The organism is Lysinibacillus telephonicus, from assembly GCF_039654155.1.
Classification (GTDB): domain Bacteria; phylum Bacillota; class Bacilli; order Bacillales_A; family Planococcaceae; genus Ureibacillus; species Ureibacillus telephonicus.
Genome location: NZ_CP155468.1, coordinates 1113424 through 1139019 on the forward strand (window position 1 = coordinate 1113424; position 25596 = coordinate 1139019).

Here is a 25596-nt window from a genome sequence, read left to right on the forward strand (position 1 = left end):
AGTTAATCGTGGTTTTTACTTAAAAAAGAACTCTTTTTTAGCATGAAGTCATTTAACACTAATGGATTAATGATGCTCTCAAATCACTGATACCATTTTCCAAATATCCTTTTAAACAAGTTAACATATATACCCAACCTTCTTTTTGTCCTAGCATTTTATTTACTATTTCAGGGTCGTCTTCATTAAGGCCTGATTCGTTTACCTCAATAATTGTACTTGCATTATCTAATTCTTTTAGTGTAATTGTAACAACCGTTTCTTCATCAGATTCTCCACCCCATGAAAACACGATTTTCTTATTTTCCTCGGCTTCTAATACATTGATAACGGCTTCAGCTTCGTATTCATCATATCTTAATGTAATGGACATTCCTTGTTTCCATCTTTCGGAACTCGATGAGAACCAAAAATTCCCGATTTTCGCAGGGTCTACTATGGCTTCAAAAACCTCATTAGTTGGCTTATGTATTTTAAATTTCGTAGTTACTTGAGTATCCATAACAAAAATCAACTCACTTTCAGAAAATTTATTACTTCTTCCATTATACCCAATGGTAATCTTCCATTACTACCAAGGTTCTTATTTTATTAAGAGCAGGTTAGTTTAAAGTGAAACACTTCTCAAATAATCTTTAAACAGTAATCTTTCGTTTACTGTTTCCTCCACAATCTGGCCTTTAAATGTAAAAAAGCGCAGATCCTTTACTCTAGAAATGCGCCCGATTGTGGAATAACAATCTGCTTCTATTTATAAGTTATGCCCAAAGTTTTTAGTCTCCAACAACGCTTGCATTTCTTCTGGGGTTTCATGCATACCTCGGCGAATCCATTCTTCAATCCAGCCGAAAAGAGCTCCAGCAAACCACGCTTTCATATAAGCAGGAACATTCTGTGATTCGTTTTCCACACCAACCACTTCTTTGATAATTAATAAAATATAATGTGATAGCCCACAGCGATAAAGCAGCAAATAGAAATCCTTGTACTTGTAATAATGCCTTAATAAACTTCCAGCCCAATCGGGATCTCCTATAGCTTCAAATTCTTTTCCCCATGTTTTAATTAATAACATCATATAGTGATAAATGACATCTTTACGGCTTTTATAGTTTCGGTAAAAAGATGTCCTTCCAACACCAGCATTCTGCACAATCTGAGTAACTGTAATTTCTTCGAAAGGAAACTGTTCCATCAATCTCAACAAAGAATCCGTAATCTGTTGCTGCACATAGGAAAGTTTTACTTCATTTTTCATGATGCAAAACCTCGTAATTGTCTCATTTTCACCAAACCTCTTGTAGATGGACAAGAGCTAATGATACACTCATTTCATTCTCGATGATACAAGTGTCTCAGGTGAAGGTCAAGAGGAAAGAAGGTTATGATTTATGAAAAAAGCTATCAAAATTTTGGTATTAACTGTTTTAGGAATCATTGTTGCATTGATTTTTTTATTTATCTTTGCTTCTCGTCAGCCTGTCGTAAAGGAAAATTACTTTGAGGAAGTTATGACAACGAATCAAGCACTAGAACAGAAGTATACGCTTAAGGGAAACTATGTGGTCTCTACATGGGAGCAGGATGTTGGAGATGAAAAAATTGGAAGTTACAAGATTTGGTATCCTACCAAATTAGAAAAAGGTGGCAATAAATACCCACTGGTAGTAATGGCAAACGGTACTGGTGTACCAGCATCTAAATATGAGGCTATTTTTGACCACTTAGCATCTTGGGGCTTCATTGTTATTGGTAACGAAGACAAAAGCTCATGGGATGGTATATCCTCAGCAAAAAGTCTTGAACTTATGTTAGAACTCAACAATACTGATAGCAGTATCTTTTATAGAAAAATAGACATTGATAATATTGGTATTGCTGGACATTCTCAAGGTGGTGTAGGTGCAATTAATGCTGTAACCGCTCAAGAAAACGGAAACAGCTATAAAACAATTTACACTGCAAGCACACCCCATCTTGCTCTAGCGGAAGGATTAAAGTGGCAGTATGACGTCAGCAAAATCAATATTCCATACTTTATGACTGCTGGAACACTGAAAATCGATGCTGGTGATGATAAAAATTCTGGTATTGCGCCACTTTTCTCTCTTCAAGAAAACTATCAAGCTATTTCTGACGATGTGACAAAAATTTACGCCAGACGTGTCAATACCGATCATGGTGATATGCTTCCTTTGGCAGACGGTTACATGACGGCATGGTTCAGGTATTATTTGCAAGATGATAAAGAAGCTGAAAACGTGTTTTTCGGTGATGATGCAGAAATTCTGTCTAATACCAACTGGCAGGACGTAGAAATCAATCGATAATTTGTATATTAATAGCATCAATAAAAACCCCATCTTTCTCAAATATATGGGGTTTATTTAAAAGTATTTCTCAAATAGACTTTCTGATTACTTATTTTAAATAACATTCTTATTTAAGTGAATTTAATGATCAAGTCGTATTATTCAACAATATGGCCCTATAACTGAAAAAAGCACAATTCCTCTTCTTCAAGAATTGCGCCCGATTGTATTATTGAAAGACACAAAAGCTGCAATATAGTTTCTCAGTTATTTACTAAAAGCCCCGTTAGCTTAATAAGTTTTATTATTTATTCAACATGCCTGAACTTTGTTTCATAATCATCATTTGGTTCATAAATCCCAATTTGTACAATTTTACTTCATCCTTTTTATCGTACCAATAAAGCACATTGGGCTCATCAACAAAAATCTACCTAAATTTTAATATAAATATCCAATTTTGTTAAAGGTGCCCTCCACAATCTGGCCCTATCGTATTATAAGGTCAGCCAGAGAAATCTGGTTGACTATTTTTTATTCAATTTATAGATTGATAGTAGCCGGGGTAGAACGTTCTGGCCCGTGGGACTTGATCCCGTCCACAAAACTGTTCGCCCTCTACTTGTTAACACATGATTAGGCTGGTTGGGACTATAGCGATCCCGTATAACAAGCGAAGATATGAATGACAAGATAGATGGAGGTTACCGGTCAATTCACTACATAAGGAGGAGATTTAAATGAATCCAGTTGTCGGTCTGGATGTCGCAAAAGGTGAAAGTCAGATTCAAATGTTCTTGGATAAAAAAATGCCCTATAAAAACAGTGTGAAGGTTGAACATACGGTAGAAGGATTAGAAGAGTTACACTCTTATTTACTAGATTTAGAGCGTCAAACAGGGATGAAACCACCTGTGGTTTTGGAATCAACTGGCCATTATCATGCCCCAGTTGTTCAGTTTTTAGAAGCAAGAGAGTATATTGTGATTATCGTAAATCCGTTGGTATCTTACCGAGCGAAAAGCTCTAGCTTACGGAAAACGAAAACAGATGCCATTGATGCTTATCACTTAGGTGAACTATATTACAAAGAGGATTTAGAACCTCAGAAGAAACGTGGTATTCAGTTATTAAACCTTCGGCATCTGACAAGGCAACATGAAAACATGACAGGAATTATGATTCAAACTAAGCTCCAATTCCAAGCAGTATTAGATCAAGTATTCCCTGAATACAAAGGAGTTTTTGGGAATTTATATGCCGAAATTTCATTAAAAACTTTACAAACCTTCCCTACCTCCGAGTCTGTCTTAAAAGCAGGTGTAGAAGAAATTGCCCAGTTTATTAATATGCATTGTAAAGCACGTTCATTTGATTGGGCGCATGAAAAAGCAGAGGAATTAATCGCTGCTGGAGAACGCAATCCATTTCAGTCAACCCTTTATCATAGTCTTCTTGTCAGTCTGAATATGTATATAGATTTACTTCAAGCGTACCACCAACAGCTTTCTACGTTAGAACGAGAGATTGATGATTTAGCGGTACAACTTGAAGAATATGAACTACTCCAAACAATTCCCGGTGTAGGTGAAAAAATCGCTGCAACGATTATTTCTGAAATCGGTGAAATTGATCGGTTTAGTCATCCAAAAAAGTTAGTTGCCTTTGCAGGACTTGATCCAAGTGTGTTTGAATCAGGACGCTTTAAAGGTACAAAAAATCATATTACCAAACGTGGCTCAGCTCGGCTTCGCCGTATGCTTTACACAGCGGTTCGCTGCTCTATTCGTGATAGCCGTAAAAAGAAAACAACTGACGAAACTATAGCACGAAATAAAAGATTACGAGCCTTCTACGACTTGAAACGCGAAGAAGGTAAACCATACAGAGTAGCTATTATCGCTTGCGCTAATAAGCTTTTACACTGGATTTATGCGATGTTAAAATCAAAAACACCATTCCAAGAAACTAATTAGTAACATTATTTGAAAATAAAACAAAAACCTTCCAAATTAGATTCGGAGGGTTACTTGAGTTGTGCATTTTTAGTATAGCATGAAGCGATTTTTAATTTAAAAGATTTTTATTGACAATCTATTAGCTGGTTTTGTGAAATAAGAGAAAATCCTGCGTTTTTTTCAACACAGGATTTTAAACGAACTTTATTATAAATTATTAGTTTTTATTTTTCTGGGAACTTTAATTAGCTTGATGTATTTCTTAAATTGGGAGGCCTATTTAAAACGGGAATTAATCCAACTTGGATAATAATTGATTTCATAGATTACACTTTTTTAGTTTTTTTTCTAAAAGATACATATTCTAAAAATTTTTTGGCTGCAAGTGAAAGTGATTTTTGCTCTCGCATAGCAATTCCTATATTTCTATAGGCAGGGATTTCGAGTTCTTTCGCAATAATTTGGTAAGGGATGCGCTGCAAAATTAATTCTGGTAGTATGCTAATCCCTAGACCATTTTCCACCATCGACATAATGGCATAGTCGTCCCATGTTGTAAAATGAACTTGCGGTGATATTTGATGCTTCTCAAAAATTTCGGAGATTTCTGCTTTTGCCCCTTTTTCTAATAGCAGAAATGGTCTGTTTAGTAGCTCGCTGATTGGAAACTTTTCGCAATTAGCTAGTGGATGATCTTCAGGAATCACTGCCAGTAAACGGTCTTGCTCTAAGAAGATTGTTTCAAATTGCTCTTTTGATGGTAGCCGCAAAAATCCAAAGTCAACTCGTCCTTCTATAATCCAATTCTCTATTTCTGTATAATCCCCTAGCAGCAATTCAAAATCAATATTTGGATAATCCTTCCTAAAGAATTTAATCATATTGGGAAGCCAGTGGGTTGCCACACTTGAAAACGTTCCAATACGTATCATCCCGGACTGTATATCATGTAAGTCCTCGAGTTGCATCATTAAAATTTCGTGCTCATTACAGATTCTCTTTAATTGAGGAAATAACTTTAAGCCATCTGAAGTTAAACTAATACCTCCTCGTCCTCTTTCCAAAAGAGAAACTCCCCATTCCGTTTCTAAATCGCTAATCATACGGCTGATGCCAGACTGTGTATAGTTTAAGCTTTGAGCTGCCTTTGTAAAGCTTCCATATTCTACTGCTTTAACAAATGCGATATATTTTTGGATATTCATAACTTCCACCTTTAACATTCTAATTTGTCATAGATAACATGAGAAACATTCGGTTTTGTAATATGTAAAGCTATGCTAATCTATTGCTATTGAAAATTCAAGCTTGAATACCAAAATTAGGTGGATTTAGATAACACTCCTGCAGGAATACATTCCACCTGTTATTCACAAATAAAATGAAGTAGGAAGGAAGTATGGTGGGTATATTGAAGAATGCTTATGTAAAATATGTAGTCGCATTACTGTTATTTGGCTCTAACGGAATTGTTGCAAGTTATATTTTATTGAATAGCTATGAAATTGTTTATTTACGGACTTTGATTGGAAGCATTTTTCTCATTATAGTATTTTTCCTGTCAAAGCAAAAATTACAGTTTTGGGGAAATAAATCACATTTACTGTATTTAGTTATTTCCGGGGTTGCGATGGGAGCAAGCTGGATATTTTTATTTGAAGCATTTGCACAGATTGGTGTAAGTATAGCCACACTTATTTATTATTGTGGCCCTGTTATCGTCATGATGCTTTCTCCCTTTATTTTTAGGGAGAAAATGACAAGTGCTAAAGTGGTTGGATTTCTTGCTGTAATATTGGGGATGCTTTGTGTAAACGGGCAAGCTTTTGTTCAGGGGAAAATTTCTTGGGGATTAATTTTAGGGATGTTATCGGCAATCACGTATGCTATTATGGTTATTTTTAATAAAAAGGCAAGCAGTATAACGGGACTTGAAAATGCTATGTGTCAGTTAGTTATAAGCTTTATAACGGTGGCAATTTTTATAGGTTTAAAACAAGGATTTTCAGTTAACATTTCGGATGGAAATTTGATTCCTATACTTGTCTTAGGTGTTGCAAGTACTGGAATCGGGTGCTATTTTTACTTTTCTTCTATTGGAAGTTTGCCTGTACAGACAGTGTCAATTCTTGGATATTTGGAGCCTCTTTCGGCACTGATTTTTTCAGCTGCAATTTTAGGAGAAGAGTTAAGTCTTGTTCAAGTAGCAGGAGCTGTGTTGATTCTAGGAGGTGCAGCATTTGGAGAATTGTTTCGGCAAAAAGGACAAGAAAAAGTCTCGAGTGAATAAGGTTTTTGGTAAGTAACTAAAGTTTTATTAAGATAATGGTAGATTATTAAATTCTAATTATAAGCATCTTTCCTTCAATGATAGTCTAGAGGGGAGATGTTTTATTATTTAATAGAAACGAACGATTTCAAAGATTATGGAAGTAATAGTGTAGTTATCATTGGATTATTTTCCACATATTGTATAATTGGATTAGGACAATATTTTCAAAGAGTAAAATGAGCAGATTTAGTTTCATCATATTGTTATTTTGGTATATTCCTATTTTCTAGGGGGACGGAGATGGATACAACTGAACTAAAGGCAATGAGAAAGAAGCAAATGCTTGTAACTAATTTATTATTTATAACTATGCTTATGTTATATTTTGTATTTATTAACAATGTTAACATAACAATTTCAACTCAATATTTATTAGTGGGTATTCTGATGCTTATTCAAGTAATTTTGAGTATGGTGAAAGGATCTTCAACAAAATCATTCATTCCTATTTTTGAACAAGTAAACATTTATGAAAAGAGCAAGATGGGGAAAGAGTGGATAAAACAAAGAAAAAGTAATCGAATATGGAGTATCTTTTTATGTGTTTTATTCTTTTTTCAATATTTCTTTAATCTTAATTCAAAGACGATTATGGAAGTAGATTTACTTTTTTTTAGTGGATTATTAATCCTTTTATTAATTTTATTGAACACTACAATGTTATTGCATATTCGTAAGGTTGACCGAGGAACAACTGAAGAGGATTTTAAGACCTATAATAGGAAATGGAACATAATTAGTATTGTTCTTGGAATTGTATTTGGCTTCGCCATTATTATGTTTGCTATTTTTTATGCTTTAACAATTGGATAATGTGAAATTTGAGAAGGATCTCTTTAAATGCTAAGGCTGAAATATTAGGATAATAATTTAGGTGTTATGAAAGGAAAGATATTAAGCTTGGTTCTAATAATAAAGAACTGAGTTTTTTCTTGGGATTTTTTGTAATTGTGTATATCGATATCTTCATATATTTTGAGACTTATAAGGTGTTAGTGTCTTCATATTTATCCATTCTAATAGAATTTTGAATTATAACGGAAGGGCAATCTGCATTCACAATAGTTATGCAGTAACGTTCGTCGGACTAAAGGTTATAGATTAGTATTCAAACATTATGAATTTGAGGTGGAGTAAACGTTGAAGAATAAAAAAGCTTGGGGAGTAATTATTACATTAGGTTTATTAGTTTTATCAAAATTTAAATTTGTTCTAGTCATTTTGAAGGTATTAAAGCTGCAAACATTAATTAGTATGGCTATTTATTTATGGATGTATGCACTAATATATGGGTGGAAATTCGCTGTTGCATTCGTCTATTTAATATTTATACATGAGATGGGACATACATATGCTGCGAAAAGACTTAAATTACCAGTAAGCCCAGCTATTTTTATACCTTTTGTTGGAGCCGCCATTGCTATGAAAGAAATGCCAAAGAGTGCTAAAGATGAAGCGTATTTAGCTTATATGGGGCCGGTTTTCGGACTTCTTGCGTTTTTGCCAGCATTTCCACTGTATTTTTATAGTGAGGATCCTTTTTGGGCGCTTGTTATTTTTTTAGGAGGATTATTGAATTTATTTAATTTAATTCCCATAACACCTTTAGATGGAGGACGGATTGCTGCTGGGATTAGCACAAAATTATGGGCGGTAGGATTAATCATACTCCTTGGATATTCAATCTATAACTTTAGTATATTAGGATTTATCATAACAATAATTGGTGCGATGGAGTGGTATAGAATTTATCAGCAACAAAAAAATCTTGCGAAAGATAAAAAGGAAGTATCATCCTATATTACGACAAACAATCTGTTAAGAGAACATTCTGAAAGAGCATCAGTTAGTAATTTTACATATTATGCAGGTTCGTTTAAAAAGGATATTTTAAACGAACAATTGAGAGAGACATTTAATATTTTAAATAAAGTAGAAGAATTGGAAACTACAGAAGAGCAAGATAGAGAGATTATAGATGAATTCCTATTACGCTTCGATGAACAGGTTCATAAAATAAAGAATGAATTCGAACGAAAGGCAGCATATTATAAAACCGACAATAAAACAAAGCTAAAATTATTTGTAATTTATATGGGGTTAGTTGTATTTTTAGCGGCAAGTACTTACTTTGGAAATTCTATAATCATGGAGTCCGAGGAAATGAAAAGAATTATGGGAATGGATATTTAATTTATTAATGGAATAGTTTAATTCAAGAGAGTTATAAAAGTATTTAACCGTGTTACAAAAAATTTGTAGCACGGTTTTTGTATGAAAATAAAGATAGTCATTTTGACTATAATAGTTGTCAAAATGGAAATTATTACATAAAATTTATTGGAGGTGTTGAAAGTGAAAAGTCGACTCAAAGAATTTCGTGCAAGAGATGGGTTAAATCAGTCAGAGCTTGCAAAACGAGCAAAGATATCTAGACAAACTGTTAGTCTAATTGAAAGGGAAGAGTATATGCCCTCTTTACTTATCGCGGTGAGAATTGCAAAGGTATTTAATGAAAAAGTTGAAGATGTATTTATTCTTTCAGAGGAGGAATTATTGTGAAGAAGTTTTTATTACCAATTTCATTGCTCGTTATATTTCTATATTCCTTGAGTAATTGGTTGGGTTTTATAAAAGAACAAACTCTTACTTATAATTTATTGGTTTTGGCCAATATCAGTTGTTTACTTTGCTTAATAATAGCCAGTTTTTACGGGGTATTTGTTCAAGTAAACGGTGTAAAAAAGATGAGCGATGAGGAAGAGGATGAGCGTTTATTACTTGTGGAGAGGCAATCTTATAGCACTGTAATTTGGGTGCAAGTTGCATTTTCTATTTCGTTTGTTTCTTTTATATCAGGATTTATGCTTGTTCGTGATTATTACCCCAAAATAGTCTTATATTCAATTTGTCTTTTTATTGCATCATTTCTTGGCCTAGTGCTTGTTAGTTATTTAACACGTTATTCGAATCCTAATTTTGAACTTCCAGATCCACATTCGCCAACTTACCAAAAAGAACTTTTTGATAGCTTTGATGATGGTGAAAAATATCTAATGTTAAAAGGCTTGTATAAGTTATACTATTGGTTAATTTTATTGCTAATATTATTAGGATTTGGATTAATGTTCTATTCCATCTTTACAGAGCAGTCACAATTAATAAGCATTGTTGGAATCGGTTGTATTTTATTATTTATTCAAACATATTTCGCTCTTAGTTTAAAACCTAAGAGGTAATCGTTTTGGAACGTAATTTAGCGTAGAGAGGGTTGGGAATATGACGATACTTAAATTGTTTACTAAATTTTAGTCCAGTTGAGCGGGTTTGAAAAAAGAGTTATTCTAATTAGAATTAATCTTATTGATTTAAAAAGGAAGTCTATTTTGTAAATTAAAAAGGGTAAAAGGAGCTATATGTTCAATTTAATGTTAAAGTAATAAAGAAAATTAAAAAGTAAGTAGGCGATTAAAATTATTGAAATAAAGACATCTCAGATAAGTAACGGAGAATTTAATAGAGGGGTATTTGCTACTTGTGATATTAAAAAAGGGGTACTTATTCATGAAGCCCCTGTTATATCTTATCCAAACGACCAGCATCAATACATTGAGCAAACTATACTCGCAGATTATGCATTTGAATACGGAATAAACCATACTGCAATTCTTCTTGGTTATGGAATGTTGTTTAATCATTCCTATGAACCGAATGCGATTTATGAAATTAATTTCAATAATCATACTTTTGACTTCTATGCTTTTAAAGATATTAAAGCAGGAGAAGAGATTCTAATTAATTATAACGGCGATGTTGATGATAAAGAGCTTTTATGGTTTGATCAAGAATAAAAAGTATTACTTCCGATTAGTTTGGTTGCCGTGATAAAGGATTTAAATGAAGTGTAAACTATTTATGTTTAAATATTATCTGTTAGGAAGTATGATTTGTGGCTTACCGTTGCGTTGATCCAGGGAGTAGGATTAACGCTTTTTTAATTTACTAGAATATTGTTTAGGTTTACTGCCATAGCAGAATATACCTCTTAAAATTAAACATAAAATAGGTTATTGCAATAATTTTTTTAGCTTTAAGATAAGTGTTTTATGCTTAGGTGATAATTTGTCAAAAAATTAACAAGGATTTAATAATTTATGCAATCTTTGATTTATTAGATAATACTAGGCTCAACTTTAATTCTGCTAAAAAATGTAAAGGAATTGAAAGGTAAAAAAATAGAATAAGTATGTTATAATTTATCAATATAGACGGATATGTCTATGATATAATGACAGAGTATTTAATCATCAGGAAGGAATGTGAAATAATGAGCAACGGAATTTTTAAAATCCCAACACCTAAGAATGAACCTGGTAATACTTATGCTCCAGGTACAAAAGAAAGAGAAACATTAAAAGCAGAATTACAACGCCAATCTAGTATCGTAGTGGATATCCCTGTGATTATTAATGGTGAAAATATAAAAACAAACACAGTGAAGCAAGTAGTTATGCCACATAATCATCAACATGTTTTAGCTAACTATTCAGAAGCTGGTGAAAAAGAGTTGCGTGATGCTGTTGAAGCAGCAATGGCTGCTAAAGAAGCATGGGCTAATATGCCATGGGAACACCGCGCAGCGATCTTCTTAAAAGCTGCTGATTTAATTTCTGGTCCTTACCGTGACGTTATGAATGCTGCTACTATGTTAGGGCAATCAAAAACAGTTATCCAAGCTGAAATCGATTCAGCACAAGAATTAGCAGACTTCTTACGTTTTGGTGTTGATTATGCTAACCAAGTATATCAAATCCAACCAGATAGTATGAAAAATGTTTGGAATCGTCTAGATTACCGTCCATTAGATGGTTTCGTATTAGCGATTTCTCCATTTAACTTCACTGCAATTGGTGGTAACTTACCATCAGCTCCGGCAATGATGGGGAACGTAGTTGTTTGGAAACCAGCAACAACTTCTATTCTAGCAAACTATTACTTTATGCGTATTTTAGAAGAAGCAGGTCTACCAAAAGGTGTAATCAACTTCGTACCATCTCGTGGTTCACAAGTTTCAGAAATAGTATTAACAGATCCTCGTATGTCTGGATTCCACTTTACTGGTTCAACAGCAACGTTCCAAACTATTTGGAAAACAGTTGGGGAGAACATTGCAAACTATCAATCATACCCTCGTTTAGTTGGGGAAACTGGTGGTAAAGACTTCGTATTTGCTCACGAAACTGCTCAAGCAGACAAAGTCGTAGCTAACCTTGTTCGTGGTGCATTTGAATACCAAGGTCAAAAATGTTCAGCAGCTTCACGTGCTTACATCCCAGCTAGCCTATGGGAAGAAGTAAAAGCTGGTTTAATTGAAGAAACTGCAAAACTTAAAGTTGGGGATACTCGTGACTTTACAAACTTCATGGGTGCGGTAATTGATAAAGCTGCATTTGATTCAATTACAAGCTATATCGAATATGCAAAAGCATCTGAAGAAGCAGAAATTATTGCTGGTGGTACTTATGATGATTCAGTTGGTTACTTCATTCAACCTACAATCATCGTAACAACAAATCCAAACTTCAAAACAATGGTAGAAGAAATCTTTGGACCAGTATTAACAATTTATGTTTATGATAATAATAAATTAGAAGAAACATTAGATTCAGTAGATACAGCTTCTATGTACGCATTAACAGGTGCTATCTTTGCACAAGATCGTCAAGCGATTATGCACTTAGAAAAACGTTTATCTGGCGCAGCTGGCAACTTCTACATCAATGACAAACCAACTGGTGCAATGATTAACCAACAACCATTTGGTGGTTCTCGTGGTTCTGGTACAAACGATAAAGCAGGTTCTGTATTCAACATGATTCGTTGGACAACTCCTCGCGTTATTAAAGAAAACTTTGCACCAACTACAGATATCGCATATCCATTTATGGATGAAGAATAATTTATAGTATATAAAAGGGACGTCTCATAAAAGTGTGAGACGTCCCTTTTTCTGCGACGGAAGCTTAAGCCGTCAGACGAAATTTATCTGAATTATTTGTACTAAAAGCGAAGCGACAAGTATAAAGAACTTGAAATTAAAGGATTTTAAATAAGAAAGCTGTCCTAGAAGTTTGGAAATAAATACTTTTGGGACAGTTTTTCTATTACTTATAATTGCTTGCTGAGTATGACGTGACAATAAAGTTATTTAATTTTTGATGTAAGATACTTCACTATACTAAAAAATATAACAATAAAGTCGTTTGAAGATTTAAGCTTTATTTTACAATCGCATCCAATTGTTGAGTTCCAGGAATAGTGATTACTTTTCCTTGTTTAGAAACAAGCGAACTATTTCGGAAATCCAAACATCCAGGTTAAGATAGTTACAATATATGTCCCAGATATAACAAACCATAGCACGTTCTTGCTAATGTCCGATTCATTTCCTTTAATGAGTTTCTTATTTATCTCAACAAGGTTAATAAAGAAAACTATCGCAAATATTGGATTTAGGAAAAAGCCTAATCCTGTAAATATCTCTAGAATATCCCCCACGCCTATCCCCCTGACCTTTTTGTAGTTTCTTTAAAAGTTCATTGTTCAAAGAATACACACTATGTTACGTTTAATATTCGTTTTTTATTTTAACATAAATATCCAATTGCTATTCCAGAAAAAGTCCTTTAATGAAAATACACTATCCTTATTCAAGGAAAGCGTTGATTGTAGAACAAGTACCCAGATGGAAATATGGACGTACAATAAAATAGATAATTTTGCTATCTATAATATTAGGGTGAAAATTTATCTCCTCGGGGTTCACAAATAATTGTAATTAAATCAATTATAGGAAACATCTTTTCCTCGTGGTTTTTAAGAAGTTGTGCTATATTCAAAGTGTCAGGAGTGAGTTGATGAAAAAGTTTTTAACAATTACCGCTAGTATCCTTGTTTTACTCGGAGCAGCTGGCTATGCTGTGTGGCATTTTGGGACAAATATCGCTTCCGAAAAAATAATCGAAAAAGTGGAATCTACTTTAGATGACGAAAATCTAGAAGAAGTAAAATCCTATATCGAGAACGATCCGAACGTTCAAGAAATTGTAAACGAGGCAGCAACTACAAATCCGGATACTCTTCCTTTCCAAACTAAGGAAGAAGCGACACGTGTGTTAATAAAAAAAGTGGGCGTTAATCGTTTACTTGAGATTCAGGAACAAGTGCAAAACGGTTCAATTAGTAAGGATGAAGTATTATCTGAAATTGAAGGTAAACTGTCTGAAGATGAAATTTCTGCTTTGAAATATGTTTTATATAAGGAATTGAATAAATAAAACAAAAACTAGCCATTTAAATTAAAAAAGCAGAGAGGTTGAGATTCACATAAGGATTTTCAACACAACTATTTTTTATTTTACTTATACCTAACTACACCACGCGACAGTCTCACAATGTGTCGAGTATACGTTGCAACACACATTGGTGCTGGTGGGTTTAATTATATGGCTCGATTCCTATTCAGTGGAATCGAGTTCTTTTTTTCTTATCATTCTTCTACTGTTGCTTATTAAACTAAAGCGCACGATTGTAAATTATTTAAGAACACAAAAACTGCAAAATAGTTTAAAGCACGATTGGTTGATTAATTTGGAACTGATAATAACTCAAAATCCCCATTAAAACTTCCCGTACATTCGCTAAGAATATACTTTTTTATCGCTTCTTCAGTTTGGACTGTTAATTTTTTACAACTGTATTCCTCAATAAAATTTCCATCTACACTATGAAAAACGTACACTTGTTCTCCATCAAACGTTAATGTCCTAACTCCAAGCTGTCCCTCTGTCCCATACTGAATAAAATTTAATATTGCTTCATTTTGATTTTCTACATTGTTAATAAATTTATCTAACCCCTCTAAATTTTGAATATCCATATGTCCATAAACTACTTCTTCAATCTTTTGCGGTTGGGCTTTATTAACAAACTCATAGACTTCTTTAACTGAACTACTTGATAAAGTATAAATTGTGTGTGTATCATTTGTGTTCATTATTGTTCCATTCTTTTCATTTATCCAGAGAAAAAATGAATCTTCACCAAGGCTAAATTGATATTGTGGATTAGTCATATTGACGATGCCTGGCTCTTTTTTTGAATCACTTAACGCCTTTTCAAAAACCTCTATTTCTTCTGCCTTTTTTAATTCTAAATGGTTTATTTTAGTTTTAAAGTTTGTTTCTACATTCTGTTCAGTTGTTGGTTCGCTTATTTGACTTTTTGGCTCCTGAGAACAGCCAACTAATACAAAATTAATTATTGATAGCATAATAATTATCTTTTTCAAAATATCTCCCCCTTGATTTAGACATTAGTATGAGAAAAAAGTTACAAATTTACTGACCTGCACCTTTACTTAATAAAAAAACGCGATCCTTCGCTTTTGAAGAATCGCGCCCGATAATTGAATACCAATCAGCTTCTATTAGCTGTTTTTGTTGAATAAACAACTTTAATATTTTTAAATGACTTTATTGTAAATTAAACAATATTGTTACTTAACACTGAGGGCATTGTAGGTTCTGGAATAATGACTTGAATATAAAATATTTACTGGGAAAGAAATAATTTAAAAGAAATATCGTAAAAGAGCCATCGTTAATACACCGACAACAACCGTTTTCGATAAACTCTTTGTTGCAATTGCAGTAATTAAAGTAGGAATTAATGCTCCGAGATTAAACCAATCAAATGTTACTATACTTTTTTCAGCATTAAATAATGATTCCAAGACAAGAGCACTTAATATACAAACAGGAATATATGACAGCCAGCGCAATACAACATCTGGCAATTGTACATTTCGCACCAAAATAAACGGAATCACCCGGGGCAGCCATGTAACGATTGCACAGCCGAGCATTAGTAAAATCATTGGTAGGGTTGTTGTCATTTTTCAGTCACCACCCCAATTGTTGCTACAATTACTGTTGCAATTAAAACAGCTAAGTGCCCTGGTAAGAAATATAGCAAACAATACATAATAATAGCCATTAATACAATAAGCTTTATATAATGCATCAGCTTACTTTTAGATAAATCAACAAGGTTAAGAACAAGCAATGCTCCAAACATTGAAATTAATGCAAAATCTAATCCTAGGCTTTCTGCATTTGGCAGCCACTTTCCAACTATTCCGCCTAATGTACATGAGGCAATCCATGTTATATATGCCGTTAAGTTAAGGCCATCCATCCAGTTCCCGCCAAGATGCTTTTCCTTTGTTAATTTAGTGACAGCTACCCCGAAGGTTTCGTCTGTTAATAATGTACCAAATCCGATATTTCGCAATGGTGAATAACGTGTGAAATGTGGTGCAACAGTTAACGACATAAGAAAGTGACGTAAATTTACAATAAAAGTTGTGATAATAATGACCGAAAATGGTGCCCCTGCAACATATAATCCACAAAAAATAAATTGGGCAGATCCAGCATATACAATCACAGATAATAGAAAAATTTCTAATATCGATAGATTAGAAGTAATTCCAATTACACCAAAAGCCAATCCGATACTTATGTATCCTAGTAGTGTTGGGATGCAATCTTTTATACCTTGTGAAAACGTATCAAGTGTAAGAGAATGATTAACATTTACCTGTGTGTTCAAGCGATTCGCTTCCTTTCGAAAAATATTAAATTTTGCAATAAAATAATGAAAAACTAGTAATATGTAACTTTAATAAACATGAGGAATAATGTAAATTTGATATATACAAAGATGAAATGTGAAACAAAATATAATCAAAATCGTTTAATAAACATATCGCTATACTATAAAGCTAAACAAATTCTTTTAAGTAATAGCTGATAAATAAGAAATATGAAATTTACTACGGTTGTCAAAATGTTTTTTAACTATGATTGAAAATTTAGACTATAATAAAATAATCAGTAATATTTCAAAAGTCTGTCTTTTATAGTATACACTTGTCATTTAAAATGAACAATTGGTTGGTGAGAAAAATGGAGCAAATGAGTAAAAATATAGGGTATCAATTAAAAAAAATACGTCAACTACGAAGTTTAAGTTTAGATGATGTTGCCAAAGCTACAAATGTAAGCAAAGCACAGTTGGCACAAATTGAAAAAGGTGATTCAAATCCGACAGTTTCGACCATTTGGAAAATTGCTTCCGGTATGCGAATCTCATTCTCTTCATTACTACAACCACCAAAAGAACAATTTCAAAAATACAATGATAAAACCTCGACTGTTGTTTCCGAAGAAGATGGAGGTTACCGAGTTTTTTCCATTATTCCATATGCACCAGAGCGTGGATGGGAATTTTACAAAATTGAAATGGATCCTGGTGTGATACATAGGAGTGAAGCACATCCAGAAGGAGTAGAGGAAACTTTAACTGTAATACAAGGACAAGCTGTTGTTCATGCTGGAGGTATGGAAGAGCTGCTGGAGGAAGGAGATACGCTTGTATTTTCCGGACATCAAGAGCATCATTACCATAACCCTACAGATAAGGTTTCAATTTTACATTTAATTATTCAATATCGATAGAGGGTGGGACATGTGAACGATTGGTTTACAGTAGAAAACATTGAAAATTTAGCAGCACATTATCGGACACTTGGACCGCTGATTGGTATTCTATTGCCTTTCATTGAAGCATTCTTGCCATTCTTGCCTTTAGTTGTCATAGTAGTTGCCAATGCCAGCTCATATGGCTTGTGGTTAGGCTTCCTATTATCATGGATTGGGACGGTTCTTGGATCATATGCAGTTTTTTTAATTGTAAGGAGATTTGGCAGACATCCTCGTTTAAAGGTTTTTATAGAGAAAGAAAAGGTTCAAAAGCTTATCAAATGGGTTGATATGCGGGGATTAAGCCCACTTTTTATTTTACTTTGTTTTCCATTTACCCCTTCAGTTTTAGTAAATATTGTCGCTGGGTTATCGAATATTAAGAAAAAATATTATTTGTTCGTGATAATGGCAGGAAAATTCGTAATGATTGCGAGTATGAGTGCTTTAGGCTATGACCTTAAAGCGTTGCTAACAGATCCGGTGAAATTAATATTTGCTGGGATTGGAATCTTCTTGCTTTGGATTATAGGAAAAGGCTTTGAAAAACATTTAAACAAAAAAGTTGAGCGAGATTTAAAACAAGGAGAAGATAAAAAAAAGAAAGTTAAAATGTCAGTGAAAAAAGAGCGGTTATTATAAATCGCTCTTTTTTCTTCATTAAAACAGATGTTTATTGTATTGGGAGCGGAAGACGGAATGATAAAGCCTCTCCAGAGAACCATGCGATTTCGTAGAGGAGTTAGGAAAGGAAGTAAACTAGAAAATCTACGTGACAATGGTTATCTGTCCAACATTGTGTTGGCCAAAGCACGAGTCCGAAATTGGGCACATAAAGTTTTACCGAAAACGACAGCGGCAGGTATAATTACGCCAAGGGGTAATTGATACGGAATTTTATCAATTATACTAAAAAAATATTATAATAGAAGTTGTAACTTTTTATAGATGCTTAAAATAAAAGATTAATAAAAGTATAAAAAATTTATAAGACTCGAACATACATTCTTGTATAAAATAGAAATAATACGTGGGAAAAGGGGGATGCTTCATGTCGTTGCGAGTAATCAGTGGACGAGCTGGGACAGGGAAAACAACACTTATCCATAATGAAATCGTGAAGGAATTAAAAGAACAGCCATTGGGCGCACCGATTTACTTAATTGTTCCAGATCAAATGTCGTATCAAGCAGAATATATGCTAACAAATAATTACGATATTCGAGGCATTATAAGAGCGCAAGTGATGACCTTTAAACGACTTGCCTGGTATATATTGCAAGAAACTGGTGGCATTGCGAAGGAACAAATTGATAAGATTGGCTACCGGATGTTGATTCGCCGTTTACTTGCTGAAAACAAGGATCAATTTACACTTTTCCGACAAGCAGCAGATAAACGGGGTTTTACAGAAGAAGTTGAACAGCTAATTAAAGAATTTAGCCAATATAATATCGACAGTACTGTATTAAACGAAGCCATTACCAAGCTGGAACAGACATCTGCACCAAATACATTAATTGCTAAGACGAAAGATTTACAAATCATTTTAGATAAATTAGAAGAAGTTCTCGGAGATAGTTATGTCGATAGTGATGGTTTTTATCCGATTTTAATTGAGCAACTGCAAAATTCACAGAAATTAAAAGAAGCTCATATTTATATCGATGGTTTTACTGCATTTACAGTTAGGGAGTTTGAAATTGTAAAGCAACTATTAGCCCTTGCAAAAAGAGTAACTGTCGTATTGCCTTTTGAAGATGTAAATGATAAAGATGATGATCAGGCTGTTTTTTATCGGTCAGCAGTTATGTACGACAAATTAATACAAGAGGCGCATAATTTTCAAATTGAAATAGAACCTCGCATTCATTTAGAGAACTGTTACCGATACCATAATTATGACTTGCAACATGTTGAAGAGCAGTTTCATGAATCTATCCCTAAAACTGCTCAAGCAGATGGATATGTCCAAATTATTGAAGGGGCAAATCGGCGAGCAGAAATTCATGCTATTGCCCGGGAAATATGTCGAATCGTACAAGAAGAGGGAGTTCGTTATCGAGATATAGGGATCATGTATCGTCAAGCAGATATTTATGATCCATTAATCGAAACAATTTTTGCCCAATACGATCTTCCGGTATTTACTAATGAGAAGAAGCCAATGCTGCATCATCCATTAATCGAGTTTAGCCGTTCAATTTTAGAAGTTATGACATCCAATTGGCAATACGAACCTGTATTCAGAAGTGTTAAAACAGATTTACTTTTCCCATTAAATAGTGATTTAAAAGAAATGCGTGAGAAGGCTGACCTGTTCGAAAACTTTGTCATTGCACAAGGTATTTACGGATATCGGTGGTTTGAAGATGCTCGCTGGTTTTATAAAAAGTACCGCGGGTTAGAGTTCTTTTCTAAACATCAAACAGATGAAGAACTCAAAATGCAGCAGCTAATAGATGAAATGAAGGAAATAATAAAAACCCCTCTTGAAAAATTGCAAGCGGCCTTATCCAAAGCTGAAACTGGACGAGATATCGCAATGGCACTGTACAACTGTATTGATGAACTACAAGTATATGATAAGTTGCAAGTTCTAAAAGATACAGAATTAGAAGAGCATGAATTACACGGTGCTAGTGAACATGATCAGGCATGGAATCGTTGGATTAATGTTTTAGATCAATTTGTTATTATGTTTGGAGATCAAAAACTAACAATTGAAGAAGCAGCTCAAATTTTAGATGAAGGGTATGATACGCTCAAGTTTTCAAAAATCCCTCCATCTGTTGATGAAATAACAGTTGCAACCGTTGAATTTTCACGCTTTGATAATAAAAAAGTTGTCTTTGTCATCGGAGTCAATGATGGAGTATATCCAATGCGAATGGATTACGAAGGATTAATTACAGATGTTGAAAGAGGCTGGTTCGCAGATATTGATACAGAACTTTCACCGACTTCAAAACATCGTTTATTGCAAGAAGCATTTTTGATTTATCGTGCATTTTCTTCGCCAAGTGATCGACTTTATGTTACTTATGCAAGTGCTGATGAGGAAAGTAAAGCGTTATTACCGTCCTTATATATAAATCGTCTGCATAAATTGTTTGAAGTCAATGGTATTAAGACATTGCCTCACAAGAGAGTTCTGATTGATCCAGCTGAAGAATTAAATCCTAAAAACGTATTGTCCTACCTTCAGCATCCAAGAACATCGCTCGCGTTTTTAATTATGCAGCTTCGCCAAGCAGAATATTCACAAAACCTAGCTCCGGAATGGCTTGCATTAAAAGTTTTTTATGAACAAGCGGATGATTGGAAACACGTTCTACAAACCGTAATGCGTCCATTGGAAAAGAAAAATGTCGCAGAGAAATTAACTCAAGATATTACTGAAGAATTATATGGGACAGAGCTTACATCCAGTGTTTCTCGAATTGAGAAGTTTTATCGCTGTCCATTTTCTCACTTCACAACATATGGTTTGCGATTAGAAGAACGAGCTGTATATAGGCTTGAAAATTTTGCTATGGGTGATTTGTTCCATGAGGCATTAAAATGGATAACGCTTGAAACAAAACGTCTAAACTTGCAGTGGAATCGATTGACTCGTACACAATGCAGCCAATTAGCACGGCAAGCTGTTGAGCAAATCGTTCCGGTATTTTCTCATCAAATACTATTAAGCAGTGCCCGTTATCGTTATATTCAACGAAAATTAATTCGAATTGTTGAACGTACGATGATAGCACTGTCACAACATGCTAAACTATCATTTTTTAAACCGATTGCAATAGAAGCAGCTTTCGGGCCGAATGAACAGCTACCACCTTTAGAAATTAATTTAAATAATGGACGTAAAATGCATTTGCGAGGTAGAATCGACCGAATTGATAGTGCTGAAATTGGCAATAAATCCTATTTACGAGTGGTAGATTATAAATCTTCTAGCCGTGATTTAGATTTAAATGAAGTGTATCACGGTCTTTCCCTACAGCTATTAACGTATTTAGATGTTGCATTAGAGAATGCCAGCAACTGGTTAGATCGTGATGCTGATGCTGCGGGTGTCTTGTATGTCCATGTTCATAATCCAATTTTAAAAATTGAACAGGAATTAGATGATATGACATTAGAATTGGAGCGCATGAAAAAATATCGCATGAGAGGGCTGCTCACTGAAAACTCTGAGTCTTTAATTGCAATGGATGAAGAATTAGAACTTGGTGGTAGTTCGAAAATTGTGCCCGTCTATTTAAAAAAGGATGGTACAGCATCACCATCGATGTCACGTATTGTTTCACCTGATGAAATGAAAGAAATAAAGCAATATGTAAGGTTAAAGCATCAGGCGGCAGGAAACGGTATATTAAATGGAGAAACTGCTATCCGTCCATATAGATTAAAAGGAAAGACAGCATGTGATTTTTGCAGCTTCAAATCAGTATGCCAGTTTGACCCGACAGACAATGAACAACATTACTATCAGCTTCAATCAGATAAACCGGTTAATATCGTGTCAAAAATAAGAGAGGAGTTGAAGGGCAATGGTGCTATCGATTCCAAATAAAGGACCTGATGTTACTTGGACAGATGAACAGTGGAAGGCCATATGGGCAACAGGGCAGGATACTCTTGTTTCTGCAGCAGCAGGCTCAGGAAAAACAGCAGTATTAATTAATCGTATGATAGAAAAAGTCATTTCGAAAGATAATCCAATTGATGTGGACGAGCTTCTCGTCGTAACTTTTACTAATGCCTCAGCTGCTGAAATGCGTCATAGAATGGCAGAAGCGCTGGAAAAAGAAATTGCGAAAGATCCACGCAACGCACATTTACGTCGACAATTAAGTCTAGTTAATAAAGCTCAAATTTCAACTTTGCACTCTTTTTGTTTAGCTATTGTTCGTCAATATGCCTACTTAATTGACATTGATCCAGGTTTTCGAATTGCAAATGAAGGGGAATCTGCATTACTTCGTGATGATGTGCTTGCAGAGGTGCTTGAAGAAGCATATGACAATGAGGATGAGTTAAAGGTTAATGCTGTTTACCGATTAGTAGATAGTTTTACCTCTGATCGAGATGACCAAGCAATCGAAACTTTAATTGATAAACTGTATGAAATTTCTCGAGTTCATCCTGAACCAACAAAATGGTTGCGTTCACTTCCAGCACAATATGATTTGCCTGATGATATAACGATTGATGATTTACCTTATATTGAATCTTTAAAAAGTGCGATTAAATTTAGTTTAGAAGAGGCTCGAGCACATATTGAAGAGGTTCGCCAGTATGCTTTAAAACCAGATGGACCCTTTGCATACGGAGAAACAGCAGAATTGGATTTTGCATTGATTGAAGAAGCAATACGCCGTATTCAGCATGGTACATGGCAAGAAGCATTTGATTTCTTTTCAACACTGAAATGGTCCACTCTAGCTAGAATGAAAAAGGATAGCTGCGATATAGAGCTGCAGGAAAAAGCTAAGAAAAAACGAGACCTAGCTAAAAAAGTCGTTGGACAAATAAAAGAAGCATTTTTCATGAGAAAGCCTGAACGGCTCTTGCAAGAAATACGATTGATGGCGCCAATTATTGAAACTTTAGTTGAATTAACCGAGCAGTTTGGCGAAAAGTTTAAAGCAGCTAAGCTCGAGCGGGGATTGGTAGATTTTTCAGATTTGGAACATTATGCACTTGAAATTTTAACTGTTAAAGAAGATGGAAAATTGCAGCCCTCCCCTGTTGCGAAAGATTTTAAAAATCGTTTTAAAGAAGTACTTGTAGATGAATATCAAGATACAAATATGCTTCAAGAAACGATACTTCAATTAGTAAAGAGTGGCACCGAAGTAGATGGTAATCTATTTATGGTTGGTGACGTGAAGCAATCCATTTATCGATTCCGTTTAGCTGAGCCTATGCTTTTCTTAAATAAATATAATTTGTTTGAAGAGGAACCAATTTCAAATGGATTAAAAATTGATTTAAATGCTAACTTCCGCAGTAGGGAGGAAGTTCTGCACGGTACGAATTTTATATTTGAACAAATTATGGGAGAGACGGTCGGAGAAATTGCCTATGACGAAAAAGCAGGTTTAAAACCAGGAGCTCCTTATAATAAAGTTGATATGCCCATCGAGCTAGCGATTTTATATGAGGAGCAAGAGGAAGACACTTCCGATTTAGATGATGAAGAGCAGATGGATGCAATCATTGAGGAAGAGATGAAAAAGTCCCAGCAGGAAGCACGTTTCATTATTAAGCGAATTCGAGAGCTTATGGATAATGGTGCAACGGTATATGACGCAAAGCAAAAAGACCCAGAGAAACGAATTCGCCCTATGCGGTATAGTGATATTGTTATTTTAATGCGTTCTATGACCTGGTCAAGTGATTTAGTTGAGGAATTTAAAGCTGCAGGGATTCCGTTGTATGCTGAGTCTTCAAAAGGTTATTTTGAAGCACTTGAAGTAATGGTAATGTTAAATGTTTTAAAGGTTGTTGATAATCCTTATCAAGATATTCCGCTAGCTTCTGTCTTGCGATCTCCATTTATCGGTTGTACTGAAAATGAATTGGCAGCTATTCGATTAGTAAATAAAAAGGTTCCATTTTATGAGGCAGTAAAACAGTTTGTTGAAGAAGAAAGAAGCGGCATTAATTTAATTACTGCTGAGAAATTACAAACGTTTTTACACCAACTAAATACATGGAGAAATTTAGCACGTCGAGGTTCGCTATCAGATTTAATTTGGAAAATTTATATCGATACAAACTATTATGAGATGGTAGGAGCAATGGCGAACGGCAAGCAGCGTCAGGCCAACTTGCGTACACTGCATGATCGCGCTCTAATGTACGAAAAAACTTCATTCAGAGGATTGTTCCGTTTTTTGCGGTTTATTGATCGCATGAAATCTCGCGGGGATGATTTAGGTGTAGCGAAGTCTATTGGTGAAAAGGATGATGTTGTTCGACTAGTAACGATTCATTCTTCTAAAGGTTTGGAATATCCAGTTGTTTTCGTTGCAGGATTAGGAAGAAGCTTTAACCAAATGGATTTTAGCAATTCTTACTTATTTGACCAACAATTTGGACTTGCCGTCAAAGCGATAGATCCAGATGACCGTATAATGTATACATCATTGCCTTTTTTAGCGATGAAAGAAAAAAAGATACTGGAAATGAAAGCAGAAGAAATGCGTATTTTATATGTAGCAATGACGCGTGCAAAAGAGAGACTTATTTTAATTGGTTCTGTGAAAAATTGGGATAAAACACGTCAGGCATGGTGTGAAGCACAGCGTATTCCACATGAAGATATGCTGCCAGACTATATTCGGGCACGTGCTAAAAATTATTTAGATTGGATTGGACCTGCTGTTGCTAGACATAGTTGTTTTGAACCCTTTACTGATGAACCATACACGCCAATTGTACATCCATCAAAATGGGATGTAACTGCTATTTCAAATACGCTATTTATGAGTACATCACTTTCACAACAAGAAGGCGAAACGGAACAAACATTCCAACAAGAGGTTGATCTCAAGTTGGTAGATGAATTAAAAAAACGTTTTTTAACACCTTATCAATTTCAACATTCAATTACAAAAAAATCTAAAACTAGCGTTTCTGAAATAAAAAGAATTGAAACGATGCAGCGTGAAGAGGAGCCTGAAACATACACTGTTCAGAATAAAACTTCGAGTGCAACGAAGCGGCCAATGTTTTTACAGGAAAAAGCACTGTCTGCAACCGAAATTGGTACAGTTGTCCATACTGTGATGCAGCATGCTCCAAAGGAAGGGCTCCATTATGTCGATGAAGTACAGCAATATTTGCAGACGTTAATTGAAAAGAAATTGTTAACGGAAGAAGAAGCTAAAGTAGTAGAAGCTGAAAAAGTAATCCAATTTTTCTCAGCGCCAATCGGGCAACGATTTATTTATGCGAAACAAGTATTCAGGGAAGTACCATTTACATTAAGTAGAGTAGATGAACAAGGTGATTCCCAAATTGTACAAGGGATATTGGATTGCTTGTTTGAAGATGAACAAGGGAAATGGGTATTGTTAGATTATAAAACTGATAAAATATTGCCGTCATTCCAAGATGAGCCCGCATTAATAAATACAATGAATGAGCGTTATGGTATACAGCTTCGAATTTATAGTGAAGCAGTTGAATCGATTCTGCAAATCAAGGTCGATGAAAAAGTATTGTATTTATATAATGCGCAAAAAGAAATCCGCCTTGATTAAATAATATAAAGCAGTCTATTAATTTTAAAAATTGATAGACTGTTTTTTTCAAGGAGCATTATAAATATTGTAAAATAAGAGATAGATTTACTTGAACTAGACGGATAGATA

The 25596-nt window shown here is 34.4% G+C and carries 21 protein-coding genes; 14 read left to right on the forward strand and 7 right to left on the reverse strand.

Annotated features, from left to right (window positions below; genetic code table 11):
* Positions 1 to 58 precede the first annotated feature (58 nt).
* Both MKY04_RS05225 and MKY04_RS05230 read right to left on the reverse strand, forming a co-directional pair.
* Complete coding sequence (locus MKY04_RS05225) at positions 59 to 502, reverse strand: SRPBCC family protein (RefSeq protein WP_126296324.1); 444 nt, start codon at positions 500 to 502, stop codon at positions 59 to 61.
* A gap of 249 nt (positions 503 to 751) precedes the next feature.
* Positions 752 to 1258 carry a TetR/AcrR family transcriptional regulator gene (locus MKY04_RS05230; protein ID WP_346235477.1) on the reverse strand — a complete coding sequence of 169 codons (507 nt, stop codon included), beginning with the start codon at positions 1256 to 1258 and terminating at the stop codon, positions 752 to 754.
* 133 nt (positions 1259 to 1391) lie between these two features.
* Here MKY04_RS05230 and MKY04_RS05235 point away from each other — a divergent pair, with 133 nt between their 5' ends.
* Together MKY04_RS05235 and MKY04_RS05240 are read left to right on the forward strand one after the other, a co-directional pair.
* Positions 1392 to 2330: a chlorophyllase/cutinase-like alpha/beta fold protein gene (locus tag MKY04_RS05235; RefSeq protein ID WP_126296326.1), complete on the forward strand. Its 939-nt coding sequence runs from the start codon at positions 1392 to 1394 to the stop codon at positions 2328 to 2330.
* A gap of 722 nt (positions 2331 to 3052) precedes the next feature.
* Positions 3053 to 4288 (forward strand): IS110 family transposase, encoded by a 1236-nt coding sequence (locus MKY04_RS05240; protein WP_346234646.1) that lies wholly within the window; start codon positions 3053 to 3055, stop codon positions 4286 to 4288.
* A gap of 308 nt (positions 4289 to 4596) precedes the next feature.
* Here MKY04_RS05240 and MKY04_RS05245 read toward each other — a convergent pair whose 3' ends face one another.
* A complete protein-coding gene (locus MKY04_RS05245; RefSeq protein ID WP_126296295.1) occupies positions 4597 to 5475 on the reverse strand; it encodes a LysR family transcriptional regulator in 879 nt (292 codons plus the stop codon).
* A 194-nt stretch (positions 5476 to 5669) separates the two neighbouring features.
* On the opposite strand from MKY04_RS05245, the gene MKY04_RS05250 reads away from it, so the two are divergent.
* From MKY04_RS05250 to pruA, 7 genes are all read left to right on the forward strand, one after another.
* Positions 5670 to 6560 carry a DMT family transporter gene (locus MKY04_RS05250; protein WP_346235478.1) on the forward strand — a complete coding sequence of 297 codons (891 nt, stop codon included), beginning with the start codon at positions 5670 to 5672 and terminating at the stop codon, positions 6558 to 6560.
* A gap of 282 nt (positions 6561 to 6842) precedes the next feature.
* Positions 6843 to 7415, forward strand: a complete 573-nt coding sequence (locus MKY04_RS05255) for a hypothetical protein (RefSeq protein WP_126296294.1) — start codon at positions 6843 to 6845, stop codon at positions 7413 to 7415.
* 327 nt (positions 7416 to 7742) lie between these two features.
* Positions 7743 to 8795 (forward strand): site-2 protease family protein, encoded by a 1053-nt coding sequence (locus MKY04_RS05260; RefSeq protein ID WP_346235479.1) that lies wholly within the window; start codon positions 7743 to 7745, stop codon positions 8793 to 8795.
* 162 nt (positions 8796 to 8957) lie between these two features.
* On the forward strand, positions 8958 to 9164 hold the full coding sequence (locus tag MKY04_RS05265) for a helix-turn-helix transcriptional regulator (protein ID WP_126296292.1): 207 nt from the start codon (positions 8958 to 8960) through the stop codon (positions 9162 to 9164).
* On the forward strand, positions 9161 to 9841 hold the full coding sequence (locus MKY04_RS05270; RefSeq protein ID WP_185807839.1) for a DUF3169 family protein: 681 nt from the start codon (positions 9161 to 9163) through the stop codon (positions 9839 to 9841). Before MKY04_RS05265 ends, MKY04_RS05270 begins: the two co-directional genes overlap by 4 nt.
* A 234-nt stretch (positions 9842 to 10075) precedes the next feature.
* A complete protein-coding gene (locus tag MKY04_RS05275) occupies positions 10076 to 10453 on the forward strand; it encodes an SET domain-containing protein (protein WP_126296290.1) in 378 nt (125 codons plus the stop codon).
* Between the two features lie 476 nt (positions 10454 to 10929).
* The gene (gene pruA / locus MKY04_RS05280) at positions 10930 to 12561 is read left to right on the forward strand and encodes an L-glutamate gamma-semialdehyde dehydrogenase (protein ID WP_126296289.1); all 1632 of its coding nucleotides are present in this window, start codon (positions 10930 to 10932) and stop codon (positions 12559 to 12561) included.
* Positions 12562 to 12953: 392 nt separating this feature from the next.
* On the opposite strand, the gene MKY04_RS05285 is transcribed toward pruA, so the two are convergent.
* Positions 12954 to 13160 (reverse strand): hypothetical protein, encoded by a 207-nt coding sequence (locus MKY04_RS05285; protein WP_126296402.1) that lies wholly within the window; start codon positions 13158 to 13160, stop codon positions 12954 to 12956.
* A 359-nt stretch (positions 13161 to 13519) separates the two neighbouring features.
* Between MKY04_RS05285 and MKY04_RS05290 the strand changes: the two genes are divergently transcribed.
* Positions 13520 to 13939 carry a hypothetical protein gene (locus MKY04_RS05290; protein WP_126296401.1) on the forward strand — a complete coding sequence of 140 codons (420 nt, stop codon included), beginning with the start codon at positions 13520 to 13522 and terminating at the stop codon, positions 13937 to 13939.
* A gap of 308 nt (positions 13940 to 14247) precedes the next feature.
* Here MKY04_RS05290 and MKY04_RS05295 read toward each other — a convergent pair whose 3' ends face one another.
* The 3 genes from MKY04_RS05295 to MKY04_RS05305 form a co-directional block, all read right to left on the reverse strand.
* Positions 14248 to 14952 (reverse strand): DUF4362 domain-containing protein, encoded by a 705-nt coding sequence (locus MKY04_RS05295; RefSeq protein ID WP_346235480.1) that lies wholly within the window; start codon positions 14950 to 14952, stop codon positions 14248 to 14250.
* 282 nt (positions 14953 to 15234) lie between these two features.
* Positions 15235 to 15558, reverse strand: a complete 324-nt coding sequence (locus tag MKY04_RS05300; RefSeq protein WP_126295458.1) for an AzlD domain-containing protein — start codon at positions 15556 to 15558, stop codon at positions 15235 to 15237.
* The gene (locus MKY04_RS05305) at positions 15555 to 16277 is read right to left on the reverse strand and encodes an AzlC family ABC transporter permease (RefSeq protein ID WP_126295459.1); all 723 of its coding nucleotides are present in this window, start codon (positions 16275 to 16277) and stop codon (positions 15555 to 15557) included. The genes MKY04_RS05300 and MKY04_RS05305 overlap by 4 nt, the downstream gene beginning before the upstream one ends.
* A 356-nt stretch (positions 16278 to 16633) precedes the next feature.
* Here MKY04_RS05305 and MKY04_RS05310 point away from each other — a divergent pair, with 356 nt between their 5' ends.
* From MKY04_RS05310 to addA, 4 genes are all read left to right on the forward strand, one after another.
* Positions 16634 to 17185 carry a helix-turn-helix domain-containing protein gene (locus MKY04_RS05310; RefSeq protein ID WP_126295472.1) on the forward strand — a complete coding sequence of 184 codons (552 nt, stop codon included), beginning with the start codon at positions 16634 to 16636 and terminating at the stop codon, positions 17183 to 17185.
* A 12-nt stretch (positions 17186 to 17197) separates the two neighbouring features.
* Positions 17198 to 17851: a TVP38/TMEM64 family protein gene (locus MKY04_RS05315; protein ID WP_126295460.1), complete on the forward strand. Its 654-nt coding sequence runs from the start codon at positions 17198 to 17200 to the stop codon at positions 17849 to 17851.
* 409 nt (positions 17852 to 18260) lie between these two features.
* Positions 18261 to 21785, forward strand: coding sequence for a helicase-exonuclease AddAB subunit AddB (gene addB, locus MKY04_RS05320; RefSeq protein ID WP_126295461.1), 3525 nt, complete (start codon positions 18261 to 18263; stop codon positions 21783 to 21785).
* A complete protein-coding gene (gene addA, locus MKY04_RS05325; protein WP_346235481.1) occupies positions 21763 to 25485 on the forward strand; it encodes a helicase-exonuclease AddAB subunit AddA in 3723 nt (1240 codons plus the stop codon). The genes addB and addA overlap by 23 nt, the downstream gene beginning before the upstream one ends.
* The last annotated feature ends 111 nt before the right edge of the window (positions 25486 to 25596 follow it).